Genomic DNA, 13417 nt, shown 5'->3' on the forward strand with positions numbered 1-13417 from the left:
CGCCGGAATCTCTAAGCGGGGCAACTCCTACCGCGGATTCTTCTGCACCGTCGGCAGGCGATGCACGCCCCTGTGGGTGCCCAAGACGGAGAAGGACTGACATGGCGACCAAGGCAGAGCTGGAGCAGGCCCTGAGCGAGCTCAACACGGATGCTGCGGTCTTCGAGGTCGCCGACGAGGTGGACGTCCCGCCAGCCCACCCTCGGCTGCGGGAGATTCCCTCCGCCGTGCTCTATGACGGCCCCCGCCTTGTCGTGTGGTGCCAGGAGAACGGCATGCGGCCGACGTGGTGGGAGATCGAGAGCGAGCGCCGGCGACGTCAGGAGACCCGCGCCAATGGGCGGGGAGGTCGGAGGCGATGACCGAGCACGGCACCCGCAGTCGCTACGCGCACGACCGCTGCCGCTGTGTGCCTTGCAAGGCCAGCAACAACGCGTACATGCAGGCGTGGAGACGAGCGCGACGCCTCCGCGTCAAGACCGAGAGGAGAGGTCGATGACCAGCCGCACGTTTCGAGCCAGACGCTCAGACTCCTGCGCGGGATGCGGACGGCAGGTCTGCGTGGGGGACCTCATCGTCATGCGCGATGGGGCCGCCACTCACGCCGGGTGCGTCTACCGGCCGAGCTCCACGCCTCTTGAGCGATGGCGACGAGTGACGGCCTGAGAGCCTTCCGGGATCGGGTCGCCAGCCATCGCGTGCGCCTCAGGGAACGCCACGCAGAAGGCCCGTTCTCGCATCGACGGAGCCTCTACTTCGTGGCGGTCGGTGCGGTGGGCTGGGAGTGGTCGCCTCCTGTGGGTCAGGCCGCCGAGTGGCTGCGTGAGGTGAACCAGGCACTGCCCGGTGGCCGGCCGAGTGCCCGCGATACGGCTCGACAGCTCGCAAGGCTCTGCGGCCACGACTCTGAGGTCTCGCTCCCGTGGCGCTCACTGGCCGAAGCGGTCGGGCTGGCGGACGCAGCGGGGCGACCGCGGGCCTACGTGGAGCAGGGCGTGCGCACCCTCGAGAGGTGGGGGTGGCTCGAGGTGCTCACGACGGGCGCGGGGCGAGGGGCGAGGACCACGTTCCGACTACTGGCCGGTGGGCGGGTGGCAGACCCGCCGACTAATGGCCAAAAGAACAGAAGCGCGCCAGAGGGCGCGCCCGACGCCCCCTCGGCGGGCCTCCAGCCCGCCCGCCTCGGGGAGTAACAAGCGGCGCCAGGAAGGCGCCGATTCGACTGGGAAGGAAAGGGAGCCCCCTCAAGGGGCGACCTCCTCGACAGGGGCAAGAAGCCCCTGCTCGGAGACCAACAAAGACCAGTGAGAGCGCCCATCCGGGGCGCTCCATCAACCAATCAGAAGGGGAGGAGGGGCTGGCACCCCTCCCCCCGGACGCAAACCTCGAATCAGGAGAACTTGCAATGCCCATCGTAGCTTCAGCTCGCTACCTCTTCGGTTGCGGAGTCAGTGACTTCGCCATTGCACCCCCGTCGAAGAACGGCGGTTTCGCCGTCTCCGCCGCGGGGCTTACCAACGGGACTCTGTGGTCCGCCGCTGCTGGCGGCACCCAGCACACCGACCTCCAGACCACCAGTGGCGCCGCCACGTCCACCGTCGGTACCGACGACAACGGTTCCCTAGTGCCGTTCTACGGCCCACCGGGCGTAGACGGCGCATGGCTGGACTTCGGTGGCAGCCGCTCGTTTGTCGCCGCCTCACAGGCTCAGGACGCGCACCTCGCGAGCCTGCTCGGCGACCCCACTTCCCAAGTGGCCACCGCTGTCGATGCCCGCTGGGCACGCAAGGACCGCCAGCCGGTCAACGTCAGGGACTATGGCGCTCTAGGGGATGGGGTTGCGGACGACACGGCCGCCCTGACGGCGGCCCTGACGGCCGGCGCGGGTGGAATCGTCGAGCTCGCCCGCGGTGGCACCTACCGAATCAGCGGTCCGCTCTCGATCCCCAGCCGCACGACGCTCCGGGGGTACGGCGCCACCCTCGACGCCTCCTCCATGCCGGTCGCGACTGCGCTGGGCCAGCGCATCGCGGTCACTTCCACCGGAACGATCGGCGCCGACGTCGCGATCTCCACTCCCGTCGCCCAGTGGTCCCGAGTCGTGAGCGGGATTGCCGACACGTCGGCCCTTTCGCCCGGTGACCTGATCCTGCTGCGCAATGACGAGCGGCCCGTCCCCGGCATGACGCGCACCGACCGCGACAAGGGTGAACTGGCCATCATTCAGTCGGTCGACTCCGCCACCCAGGTCACTCTTGTGGCCGGCGCGACGTTCGCCTACGGCACGACGGGGCTCGCACTCCAAAAGTTGACGCCCGTCGAGGACGTCACGATCGAGGGCGTCAGGCTGAAGCTCGGAGGCGTGGCCTCAGGCCACAACGGCATCCAGATTCGGTACGGCCGAAACACCACCGTCCGGGACGTCACTGTCCTCGGTGCCGAAGACATCGCCATCGGCCTGAACACCGTGTGGGCTGGCAAGGTCAGGAGCTGCGACGTCCGTGACTCGACCTCGAGCACGACGCTGGGCAACACCGGCTACGGGGTCGCGATCGTTGAAGCCTCCAAGCACTGCATCGTGGAGGACAACCACTTCTACAACTGCCGACACTTCGTCGCAGGCGGGGGCTTCTGGCCCCCCGCCTATGTCGACGTCAAGGGCAACCAGGGGCAGCGAGCCTCGGATGCCGCATACGACTGTCACGAGCCGTGCTTTTACTGGACCTTCACCAAGAACACGGCGGTCGGAGTCGCGTCGGGGTTCATCGTCCGAGGGCAGTACGTCACTGTCGAGGAGAACGAGGTCACAGACTCGACCGGCCGCGCCTACCGAGCGGCCACATTCGACGGTGTCACAGAGCAGCGCGGAATCCGCTTCATCAACAACAAGGCGACCTCCACGGTGTACGGCATCGAGGTCGACGGACAGGCAGCCGGCGCAGAGCCGAACTGCCTCAAGTACGACGTGGAGATTCGAGGCAACTACCTCCGCAGCGCGGGAGCAAACCCCATCCTTCTGCGCCACTTCGAGGGCGCCAAGGTCACCGGGAATGACGTGATGGGCTCTACGAGCCACGCTCTCCTCATCCTGGGGCTCTCCGGCAACCAGTCGAAGAACCTGGACGCCAGTGACAACAAGGTCCGTGACGCGGCACTGGACTCCATCAAGGTGCAGTACGTCGATGACCTCAGCATCGACGGGGGTCTTCTGCTCAACTCCGGTACACGCGGGATCGAGCTGCTGAACTGCAACCGGACGCGGCTGTCTGGGGTGTCGATCCGGGTGCATCCGCAGGACGGGGTGTTCATCTCGGGTGGAAGTGTTCACGCCGTCTCTGGCATGCACATCACGGGCGGTGTGGGGGCCACCTATGACTGCCTCCGCTTCTCCGGCACGTCACAGGCCTCGGTCAGGGGCGGCTATCACGCCGGCCCGCGTTACGCGGTCTATGCGACCACCTCCGACAAGGTGGTCGTTACCGGGGTCAACGCCTACGACTCAGTTGGCTCCGCCGGAGTGAAGGTCAACTCCGACGCCACCACCAAGCTCCTCGCGGACAATCTCGTCTGATGACGCAGCCGGCGCTCCGGTACTTCAAGTGGGTCTCCCCAGACGGCACCGACTCGCTCTCTGGCACCATCCGCTGGGCGCCCGCTGGCGCCAAGGCGGAGCCGGGGGCCGTGGTGTGCCAGCCGGACATGGATGCCTCACTGCACGCGACCACCGAGCCTGAGGCGTGGGAGGCCTGGGCGGGTTACGGTGCTCGACTGCTCGAGCTGGCTCCGGTGGAAGAGCACCCGCCAGTCACAATCAACAGCTCCATCGTTGTCGCGGCTGCTTGGCGCATCGTCCGCGAGCTGGAAGTCGAGCGGGAGGTGGAGGACTCCGCCGCGGCCCTTGGCCCCCAGGCGGAGTTAGTCCAACGGTTCGTGTCTCTTGCAGTGTGGCTAAGAGAGGACGAGCTGGACGAGCTCGCCTGTCACATCGTGGCCACCGAGCACGACCGCCACCTTGCGGAGTCAGTGGCCAAGGATGCAGGGCGAGACCCGTCAAGGCTCGCACTATGGTCTGACGGGCGGGCCATCCTCCAAGGCCCCCCGTGTGCCGTCCGAGACGCACTGTGGGCGCTCGTGGCACGCGACCTGATCGGCACACCTGATGGGATTACGGGGGAGTGCTTCACGCAGGGGATGTATGACCGACTCACCTTGCCCTATCGGCAAGTGATCGGACTGCCTCACCCCGACGATGGGTAACAGCAAGCTCAGCAACGCCATCCCTTGACTTCAACACGGAGGTCCGGGGGTGGCGTTGCGTTAGTTCGTCACCAACCACCAGACGACATAGGCGCCTCCGCCTATCCACGTTCCCCACAGGAGCAGGTTGCCGATGAAGGTGCCCACGCGCTCTGCGTCAGTGAATGACCCCCAGGCGTACTGCCGCTCTCTCCCCATCATGGCGTCACGGTAGACCGCAGCCACCGAACCGGGAGGGAAATTGAGTGGGGACAGTCGCTGTAATAATGGGTGTGGAGTTAAGCATCCCCCGGGTCAAGTTCCGTAGGGCTGGCCGAAACGAGTGTGCCGGCGCTAGCGGCCGAGCTCTTCCCGGGAGGCATCGGCTTTCCGGGCGAGGCCCAGGCTTTGCGCGTGTTTCCCCCAGCGGACAGCATGAAACCGGGCAGGCCGCCCGCGTATATATAGGAGATATGGCTGCGTATCTCGTTGTGTGCCTGCCCTGATGCTGTCTAGTTGGAGATCTACGACGGCCTGCGCGACCCGCAGGACGGCGGCGACGGCGACAACGGCGACGCCTGACGGCCGCGCCTGACCCCCGCGCCGAGGACCACGCCGGACCACGCCGAGGACCACGGCGACGGACACGACGCGCCCCGCGATTTCTTACGGCTTCTTTACCCGCGGTGGCTCCGCCGCTGACGCTCGCGTACCTATCGTCGCTGGGGTCGGCGCCCGATCGGGGGCCGTGTCGGACGAGAAAGGTCTCCCCATGAAGCTTCGCTCCCTGGTGCTCGCGGCACCCCTCGCGCTGGCCACCCTGTCACTCGGTGTGCCCGCCCAGGCAGTGCCCGTCGCCGACGGCCACGCCCCCGCGACGTGCGTCGACCCGGCGGCTGTCGGCGCCCGCGGTGCGCACGGAACGGCCAAGGACCCGCACGAGCTCTCCGACGCCCAGGTCCGCGCCAACGAGGCGGCGCTGACCAAGGCCCTGGCCGCCAAGGGGCTCACCCGCGACTCCTCCGGCAAGCTTGCGAAGGCGACGGGCTCGCAGGCGAAGCCGGGCGCCGATGCCGCCTTCGTGGCTTCCACGGTCAAGGTCTACTGGCACACCATCACGAACGGCTCGCAGGGCGCGGTGAGCGCCAGCACGATCAACAGCCAGGTCAACGTGCTCAACAACGCCTACTCCGGCACCGGCCTCAGCTTCACCCTCGTCGGCAGCGACTCGACGAGCAACGCGTCGTGGTACACCGTGACGCCGGGCTCGGCCGCGGAGCGCAGCATGAAGTCGGCGCTGCGCAAGGGCACGATGGCCGACCTCAACCTCTACTCGGCCAACATCGGCCAGGGCCTGCTCGGCTGGGCGACCTTCCCGAAGAACAGCTACGACGTGATGGACGGCGTCGTGATGCTAACCGGCTCGCTGCCCGGTGGCAACGCGACGAACTACAACCAGGGCGACACCGCGACCCACGAGGTCGGGCACTGGGTCGGGCTGTACCACACCTTCCAGGGCGGCTGTAAGGGCAACGGCGACTACGTCGCCGACACCCCGGCCGAGGCGAGCGCGGCCTACCAGTGCCCGACGGGCCGCGACACGTGCACGAGCCCGGGTCTCGACCCCATCAAGAACTTCATGGACTACACGTACGACGCGTGCATGAACACCTTCACGCCCGGCCAGGTCTCGCGCATGCAGGCCCAGTGGACGGCCTACCGCGCCGGCAAGTGAGCTGACGCCCAGGCGGCTGACCTGCGAAAATCTCTCTGCGGCATACGAACTCGGCCGGCATACCAAACAATCGGGGCCCCGCCAACTTGGCGGGGCCTCGGCATGTCGCGGGGACCGACCGGCTACCGTGGGCGGCCTATGAGTTCAGGGGCCGCCTTCCACCTCCCACCCGCCTTCCCGGAGCGGGCAGCGTGGGGTACCGCGAGCAAGCTGCGCGCGTGGCAGCAGGAGGCGCTCGACCTCTACCTCGAGAAGGCGCCGCGCGACTTCCTCGCGGTCGCGACGCCCGGTGCCGGCAAGACGACCTACGCCCTGCGGGTGGCCACCGAGCTGCTCACCGCCGGCATCGTGCACCGGGTCACGGTCGTGGCGCCCACGGAGCACCTCAAGACGCAGTGGGCCGACGCCGCGGCCCGGGTCGGCATCAGCCTCGACCCGAAGTTCAGCAACAGCATCGGTCGGCACAGCGACGACTACCACGGCGTGGCCGTCACCTACGCCCAGGTGGCCTCTCGACCCTCGCTGCACCGCGAGCTGACGACGACGCGGCCCACGCTCGTCATCCTCGACGAGGTGCACCACGGCGGCGACAGCAAGAGCTGGGGCGACGGCATACGCGAGGCGTTCGAGCCCGCCGCACGACGGCTCAGCCTCACCGGCACGCCGTTCCGGTCCGACACCTCCCCGATCCCGTTCGTCACGTACGAGCTCGACGCCGAGGGTACGCTCGTCAGCTCGAGCGACTACACGTACGGCTACGCCGAGGCGCTGCGCGACGGCGTCGTTCGGCCCGTCCTCTTCATGGCCTACGGCGGCAGCATGCGCTGGCGCACCAAGGCCGGCGACGAGCTCGAGGCGCGCCTCGGCGAGCCGATGACGAAGGACTTCGTCGCGCACGCGTGGCGCACCGCGCTCGACCCGAAGGGCGAGTGGATCCCCGCCGTCCTCGCGGCCGCCGACCGGCGCCTGACCGAGGTGCGCCGCCACGTCGAGGACGCCGGCGGCCTCGTCATCGCCTCGAACCAGACGCAGGCGAGGGCGTATGCCGCCATCCTGCGTGAGCTGACCGGTGAGGCCCCGACCGTCGTGCTGTCCGACGACCTCGGCGCGAGCAGGCGCATCGAGGACTTCGGCGCCAGCGACGAGCGGTGGATGGTCGCGGTGCGCATGGTGTCCGAGGGCGTCGACGTGCCCCGGCTCGCCGTCGGCGTCTACGCCACGTCGACCTCGACGCCGCTCTTCTTCGCCCAGGCGGTCGGTCGCTTCGTGCGGGCCCGCAAGCGCGGCGAGACGGCGTCGGTCTTTCTTCCCTCCGTGCCGGTCGTGCTCGACCACGCCGCGCGCCTCGAGGAGCAGCGCGACCACGCCCTCGACCGCAAGCCCAACCCCGATGACATCGGGCAGATGTGGGCCGAGGAGCAGGCCCTCATCGACGACGCGAACCGCGCCGACAAGGCGAGCGGCGCCCTCGACGAGGGTGCGTTCGAGGCGCTCGAGTCCGATGCGCACTTCGACCACGTGCTCTTCGACAAGCAGCAGTGGGGCATGCACGCCCAGGTCGGCTCCGCGGACGAGGAGGAGTACCTCGGCCTGCCCGGGCTGCTCGAGCCCGACCAGGTGTCGGCCCTGCTGCGCGAGCGGCAGAGCCGCCAGGTGAAGAAGGCGCCGCAGGGGGCGCAGGCGCCGACACCGGTCGCCGCGCACCGGGCCCTCGCCGCCCAGCGCAAGGAGCTGAACAAGCTCGTCTCGACCTACGCCCGGCAGAAGGGCCTGCCGCACGCCAACGTGCACATGGACCTGCGCCGCGTCTGCGGCGGCCCCGACCTCGCCGCGGCGTCGTCCGAGCAGGTGGGCGAGCGCATCGACAAGATCCGTCTCTGGCTCGTCGGTCGCCGCTGAACCGGGTGCCACGGTGCCACCGCAGCCGTGGCCTCGTCGGTCGCAGGTCTGCAGGTGTTCACGAATCGGTGCCGTCTCGTCCGCATTCGTCCCGGTCTGTCGGGCTAGGGTCGGGCGGGCGCTCCCGCGCGCCTCGCTGGAGACAACCGGCACCCTGACCGCGACCACCCTCGCGCCCCCTGAAGGACGACATGAGCACCGACCCCGCCACCCCCGCGCCCACCCCCGACTTCCTCGCCTCCGCCGCCACGCGGCGCCAGCTGCTCTCGCTGGCTGCGGTCGGCGGCATCGGCCTCGCCACGGTGCGCGCCGCGGCACCTGCCGCCGCCGTGACCGCCCCCGGCACCAACGGCGAGACCGTGCGCCTCACCGTGCTCGGCACGACCGACCTGCACGGCAACGTCTTCAACTGGGACTACTTCAAGAACGCCGAGTACACCGACAGCAAGAACAACGACATCGGCGTCGCGAAGGCCTCCTCGATCATCAAGATGCGCCGTGCCGACCTCGGTGCCGCCTCGTGCCTGACGCTCGACGCCGGAGACACGATCCAGGGCACGCCGCTCGCGTACTACTACGCGAAGATCGACCCGATCACCGGTGGCTCGACCCACCCGATGGCCGCCGCCATGAACGCGGTCGGCTACGACGCCGCGGCGCTCGGCAACCACGAGTTCAACTACGGCATCGACACGCTGCGGGCGTTCGAGAAGCAGCTGGACTTCCCGCTGTTGTCTGCCAACACCGTCGACTGGGACACCGGCTCGCCCGCCTTCAGGCCGTGGGTCATCAAGACGGTCAGGCTGCCCGACCAGAAGCCGATCAAGGTCGGCATCCTCGGTCTCGTCACCCCGGGTGTCGCGATCTGGGACAGGGCGAACGTGGAGGGCCGGCTGAAGTTCCCCGGCATCGTCGAGCAGGCCCGCATCATGGTGCCGCGCCTCAAGGCAGCCGGCGCCGACGTCGTCATCGTCTCGGCCCACTCGGGCACCAACGGCCAGTCCTCGTGGGGCGACGCGCTGCCCTACGTCGAGAACGCGAGCAGGATCCTCGCCGAGCAGGTGCCCGACATCGACGCGATCCTCGTCGGACACTCGCACGTCGAGGTGGTCACCAAGGTCGCCAACGCGCAGACCGGCAGGCAGGTGCTCCTGTGCGAGCCCCTCTACTGGGGGATGCGCGTCGCCGAGATGACCCTCAGCCTGCAGAAGGTGCGCGGTCAGTGGCAGGTCGTCGACAGCTCGGCCCAGCTGTGGAACGCGAACGCCGTGCCCGAGGACCCTGCCGTCACGGGCGCCGTCAGGGCGGCGCACGAGAAGGTGCTCGGCTACGTCAACGGCGTCATCGGCACGTGCACAAGGGCCATGTCGGCAGCGACGTCGCGCTACGAGGACACCCCCGCGATCGACTTCATCAACCACGTCCAGGCCGACGCCGTCAAGGCGGCGCTCACCGGCACGCCGGAGGCCGGCCTGCCGGTGCTGTCGATCGCCGCACCGTTCAACGCCCTCGCCTCCATCCCGGAGGGCGACGTCACGATCCGCGACGTCGCGGGACTCTACATCTACGACAACACGCTGCTCGGCATCGTGCTCACGGGAGCACAGGTCAAGGACTACCTCGAGAAGAGTGCGAGCTACTTCAAGCAGGTCTCCGGCACCGGCCCCTTCACGGCCGACCAGGTGACGCGCGCCAACAACACCCCCGACTACAACTACGACATCATGGGCGGGCTCGACGCCGACCTGACCTACGACATCGACGTCGCCCAGGCGGCCGGGTCGCGCATCGTGAACCTCGCGTATGCCGGGTCGACGGTCGCGTCGGACGCGCGCTTCGTCATCGCGATCAACAACTACCGCCAGTCCGGTGGTGGCGGCTTCCCGCACGTGACGACCGCCCCCGTCGTCTACAACCGCCAGATCGAGATCCGCCAGATGCTCATCGACTGGGCGACCGCCCACCAGGTGATCGACCCGGCGACGTTCTCCAGCCCGGACTGGAGGCTCGTCAGCAACGGCAGCCCGGTGACCGTCACCGGCTGACCCCACCGGAACCAGCGTCGGCCCGCGCTCGGGGAGTGCCTCGAGCGCGGGCCGTCGTGCGAACGCATGGGCGTACCCGCCGGGACAGGGGAGCACCGACGGGTACGCACCTCCATCCTCGCCGATCCACCGCGCCCACGTCCGAGGTTTCGCCGCGTTTCGGCCGAGAATTCGCCCGGCCGGCGACTTTTTCGGGCTTCGCGAGCCTCAGGCGCCGACGAGGACCCGGTGACCCCAGGCCGGCAGCGTGAACTGCTGCCCGACGGTGAGCTCCACGGGCTCACCCGTGAACGCGTCGGCCCACGGGCCGGCCTGCGGACCATGGCCGAGCGTCACCGTCTGCTCGCCGTCGCTGAAGTTGAAGGCCGCGAAGACGCGGTCGTCGCCCATGGCCCGGACGAAGGTGAGCACGGCAGCCTCGGCGGAGTTCGGCACGCGCACCATCCGGCCGCCGGCTGCCCCGTTCCACAGCGCCGGGTGCGCCTTCTTCAGGGCGAAGAGCCGGCGGTAGAGCTCGCCCTGCTCGTCGTCGCGCCACTCGATCTGGTCCTTGTCGAAGAAGACCAGACGCTTGTCGCTGCCGGCCTCCTGGCCGTTGTAGACGAGCGGCATCCCCTCGCTCACGACCGACAGCACGATCGCGGGCTCGAGCGCGTCGCCGAACTGTTCGTACTCGGTGCCCTCCCACGCGTTCTTGTCATGGTTGCTGACGAAGAGCATGCGGTAGGCGTCGCGCTGGTAGAAGCGGTCGTTCCACGCGTAGTAGACCTTGAGCGCCTCGACGTCGGCCTTGCCGTGCGCGATCTTGTGCAGCGTGTCGTTCCAGCTCCACGCGTACGTCATGTCGAAGGCGCGCGTGTGCAGGTCGCGGGACTCCCACTCGGCGAGCAGGAACACAGGCTTGATCGCGTCGAGCTCGCGACGGGCGTTCTCCCAGAAGTCGACCGGCACGAATCCCGCCACGTCGCAACGGAACCCGTCGACGTCGACCTCCCGCACCCAGTACGCCATCGCCTCGGTCATGTAGCGGCGCAGGTCCTCGTTGTCGTAGTCGAGGTCGATGATGTCGTCCCAGTCCCACCACGGCGTCGGGCGGAAGTCGCCCTTCCAGTCGCGGGCGTACCAGTCGGGGTGCTCCTCGACGAGCAGGTTGTCCCACGCGGTGTGGTTGGCCACCCAGTCGAGGATGACGTGGAGACCGAGGTCGTGTGCGGTCGCCACGAAGTGGCGCAGGTCCTCGAGGGTGCCGAACTCCGGGTTGACCGAGAGGTAGTCCTTGACGGCGTACGGGCTGCCGAGCACGCCCTTGCGGTTCTGCTCGCCGATGGGGTGGACCGGCATCAGCCAGACGATGTCGATGCCGAGCTCGCGCAGGCGCGGCAGGTGGGCCTCGGCGGCACGGAAGGTGCCCTCGGGCGTGAAGTGGCGCTGGTTGATCTGGTAGATCGTCGCGCTCCGGGTCCACTCGGGGTGGGTCAGCTCGACGTCGGCACGGGGGGCGTACGGGTTGGCGCTCACGGGTTCGGCGGTCACGGGTGCGGATCTCCTTGGGCGAGGTCGAGCAGGTGCTCGACGAGCGGGACGGTGCGGTGGTCGAGTCGGGTGGCGAGCGAGATGACGGTCGAGGCGCGGGTGACGTGGGCGTCGTCGACCACCTGGTCGATGACGCGCTGCAGATCGGCGTTGTCGCGCCCGACGATGCGGATGAGCACGTCGCCCGAACCGGTGATGGTGTGGGCCTCGAGCACCTCGGGGATCGCGGCGAGGTGCTCGACGACGGGGGAGTGGCCGCCCCGGCCCTGACGGATCTCGAGCGTGCAGAAGGCCGTCACGGGATAGCCGAGGGCCGCCGGGTCGACGTGGGGCGCCATCGACCGCAGCACGCCGGTGCGTTGGAGACGGTCGATGCGGGCCTGGACCGTGCCGCGTGCCACGCCGAGCCGCCGTGAGGCACCGAGCACGCCGACGCCGGGTTCGGTGAGCAGCAGCAGCAGGATGCGGCAGTCGAGCGCGTCTACGGCTGCGCGTGAGCCCAGCCCGGCGGTCGTGGTCATGGGCAAAGTGTCCAGCTTGGACGGGCAATCGGGCAACACTTTGTGCACTGTGTCCAGGCGCATATGTGCCTGTTGCACAGTGCCGTTGGGGTGGGCCACTCTCGCTCCATGACCGACACGATGCCGTCTCAGGCCGCCGACCACGCCGTCGACCTCACCCAGCAGGAGCGCGAGGCCGACCTCGACCTCGACCAGCTCAAGCAGCTCGTGGGTCTCGTCGAGTACGACGAGAACACCGACGTCTTCCCCGTCACGGGCTGGGACGCGATCGTCTTCGTCGCCGGCAACGCCACCCAGAGCGCGCACTACTACCAGAGCGCCTGGGGCATGGACCTCGTCGCCTACTCCGGCCCCGAGAACGGCAACCGCGACCACAAGGCCTTCGTCCTGCGCAGCGGCTCGATCCGCTTCGTCGTCAAGGGCGCCGTCGACCCCGACAGCGCCCTCGCCGACCACCACCGCCGCCACGGCGACGGGGTCGTCGACATCGCCCTCGAGGTGCCCGACGTCGACAGGTGCATCGCCCAGGCCCTCAAGGCCGGTGCCACCGTGCTCGAGCAGCCGACCGACCACACCGACGAGCACGGCACCGTGCGCATCGCCGCCATCGCGACGTACGGCGAGACGCGCCACACGCTCGTGCAGCGGACCGTGAACGGGCAGACGTATGCCGGTCCGTACCTCCCCGGCTATGTGCCGAGCACCTCCAGCCACGTCAGGCGCGAGGGCCAGCCCAAGCGCCTCTTCCAGGCCCTCGACCACATCGTCGGCAACGTCGAGCTCGGCCACATGGACGAGTGGGTCTCCTTCTACAACCGCGTCATGGGCTTCGTGAACATGGCCGAGTTCATCGGTGACGACATCGCCACGGACTACTCCGCCCTCATGAGCAAGGTCGTCGCCAACGGCAACCACCGGGTCAAGTTCCCGCTCAACGAGCCGGCGATCGCGAAGAAGAAGAGCCAGATCGACGAGTACCTCGAGTTCTACCGCGGCGCCGGCGCCCAGCACCTCGCGGTCGCGACGAACGACATCCTCGCCTCGGTCGACGCCCTGCGCGCCAACGGCGTCGAGTTCCTCGACACCCCGGACAGCTACTACGAGGACCCCGAGCTGCGCGAGCGCATCGGCAACGTGCGCGTCCCGATCGAGGAGCTGCAGAAGCGCAAGATCCTCGTCGACCGCGACGAGGACGGCTACCTGCTGCAGATCTTCACCAAGCCGCTCGGCGACCGGCCGACGGTCTTCTTCGAGCTCATCGAGCGACACGGCTCGCTCGGCTTCGGCAAGGGCAACTTCAAGGCGCTCTTCGAGGCGATCGAGCGCGAGCAGGACAAGCGCGGCAACCTCTGAGCCGACCTCTGGGCCGCCCGCGACAGGAGTCCGCCCCCACGTCCGGACGGACGTGGGGGCGGATCCTTCTTCCCGGTTCCACGCGAGGGGGGGCA

Annotated in this window: 9 protein-coding genes; 7 read left to right on the forward strand and 2 right to left on the reverse strand. The window is 68.8% G+C overall.

Features of this window, described 5'->3' with window-relative positions; all coding sequences use genetic code 11:
• Nucleotides 1–101: 101 nt before the first annotated feature.
• The 6 genes from ACFQ2V_RS13740 (at nucleotide 102) to ACFQ2V_RS13765 (ending at nucleotide 9915) form a co-directional block, all read left to right on the forward strand.
• The gene (locus ACFQ2V_RS13740) at nucleotides 102–362 is read left to right on the forward strand and encodes a hypothetical protein (RefSeq protein ID WP_386053362.1); all 261 of its coding nucleotides are present in this window, start codon (nucleotides 102–104) and stop codon (nucleotides 360–362) included.
• Between the two features lie 1043 nt (nucleotides 363–1405).
• Complete coding sequence (locus ACFQ2V_RS13745; RefSeq protein WP_386053363.1) at nucleotides 1406–3571, forward strand: glycosyl hydrolase family 28-related protein; 2166 nt, start codon at nucleotides 1406–1408, stop codon at nucleotides 3569–3571.
• The gene (locus tag ACFQ2V_RS13750) at nucleotides 3571–4257 is read left to right on the forward strand and encodes a hypothetical protein (RefSeq protein ID WP_386053365.1); all 687 of its coding nucleotides are present in this window, start codon (nucleotides 3571–3573) and stop codon (nucleotides 4255–4257) included. Before ACFQ2V_RS13745 ends, ACFQ2V_RS13750 begins: the two co-directional genes overlap by 1 nt.
• Nucleotides 4258–5008: 751 nt before the next feature.
• Nucleotides 5009–5971 (forward strand): zinc metalloprotease, encoded by a 963-nt coding sequence (locus tag ACFQ2V_RS13755; RefSeq protein ID WP_386053366.1) that lies wholly within the window; start codon nucleotides 5009–5011, stop codon nucleotides 5969–5971.
• 138 nt (nucleotides 5972–6109) lie between these two features.
• Nucleotides 6110–7870: a DEAD/DEAH box helicase gene (locus ACFQ2V_RS13760; protein ID WP_386053367.1), complete on the forward strand. Its 1761-nt coding sequence runs from the start codon at nucleotides 6110–6112 to the stop codon at nucleotides 7868–7870.
• 191 nt (nucleotides 7871–8061) lie between these two features.
• Entirely contained in the window at nucleotides 8062–9915 is a 1854-nt protein-coding gene (locus tag ACFQ2V_RS13765) for a bifunctional metallophosphatase/5'-nucleotidase (protein ID WP_386053368.1), read from the forward strand.
• Between the two features lie 207 nt (nucleotides 9916–10122).
• Here the strand turns inward: ACFQ2V_RS13765 and ACFQ2V_RS13770 are convergent, their stop codons facing one another.
• Both ACFQ2V_RS13770 and ACFQ2V_RS13775 read right to left on the reverse strand, forming a co-directional pair.
• Nucleotides 10123–11448, reverse strand: coding sequence for an alpha-amylase family glycosyl hydrolase (locus ACFQ2V_RS13770; protein WP_386053369.1), 1326 nt, complete (start codon nucleotides 11446–11448; stop codon nucleotides 10123–10125).
• Nucleotides 11445–11969, reverse strand: coding sequence for an Lrp/AsnC family transcriptional regulator (locus ACFQ2V_RS13775; RefSeq protein ID WP_386053371.1), 525 nt, complete (start codon nucleotides 11967–11969; stop codon nucleotides 11445–11447). The genes ACFQ2V_RS13770 and ACFQ2V_RS13775 overlap by 4 nt, the downstream gene beginning before the upstream one ends.
• 108 nt (nucleotides 11970–12077) lie before the next feature.
• Between ACFQ2V_RS13775 and hppD the strand changes: the two genes are divergently transcribed.
• On the forward strand, nucleotides 12078–13322 hold the full coding sequence (gene hppD, locus ACFQ2V_RS13780; protein WP_386053373.1) for a 4-hydroxyphenylpyruvate dioxygenase: 1245 nt from the start codon (nucleotides 12078–12080) through the stop codon (nucleotides 13320–13322).
• Nucleotides 13323–13417: the final 95 nt, after the last annotated feature.

This window comes from Terrabacter terrigena, assembly GCF_042676085.1.
In the GTDB taxonomy this organism is placed as follows: Bacteria; Actinomycetota; Actinomycetes; order Actinomycetales; family Dermatophilaceae; genus Terrabacter; species Terrabacter terrigena.

Coding starts and splice junctions, on each gene's coding strand:
- ACFQ2V_RS13740 (WP_386053362.1), top strand. CDS start 102: ATGGCGACCAAGGCAGAGCTGGAGCAGGCCCTGAGCGAGCTCAACACG.
- ACFQ2V_RS13745 (WP_386053363.1), top strand. CDS start 1,406: ATGCCCATCGTAGCTTCAGCTCGCTACCTCTTCGGTTGCGGAGTCAGT.
- ACFQ2V_RS13750 (WP_386053365.1), top strand. CDS start 3,571: ATGACGCAGCCGGCGCTCCGGTACTTCAAGTGGGTCTCCCCAGACGGC.
- ACFQ2V_RS13755 (WP_386053366.1), top strand. CDS start 5,009: ATGAAGCTTCGCTCCCTGGTGCTCGCGGCACCCCTCGCGCTGGCCACC.
- ACFQ2V_RS13760 (WP_386053367.1), top strand. CDS start 6,110: ATGAGTTCAGGGGCCGCCTTCCACCTCCCACCCGCCTTCCCGGAGCGG.
- ACFQ2V_RS13765 (WP_386053368.1), top strand. CDS start 8,062: ATGAGCACCGACCCCGCCACCCCCGCGCCCACCCCCGACTTCCTCGCC.
- ACFQ2V_RS13775 (WP_386053371.1), bottom strand. CDS start 11,969: ATGACCACGACCGCCGGGCTGGGCTCACGCGCAGCCGTAGACGCGCTC.
- hppD (WP_386053373.1), top strand. CDS start 12,078: ATGACCGACACGATGCCGTCTCAGGCCGCCGACCACGCCGTCGACCTC.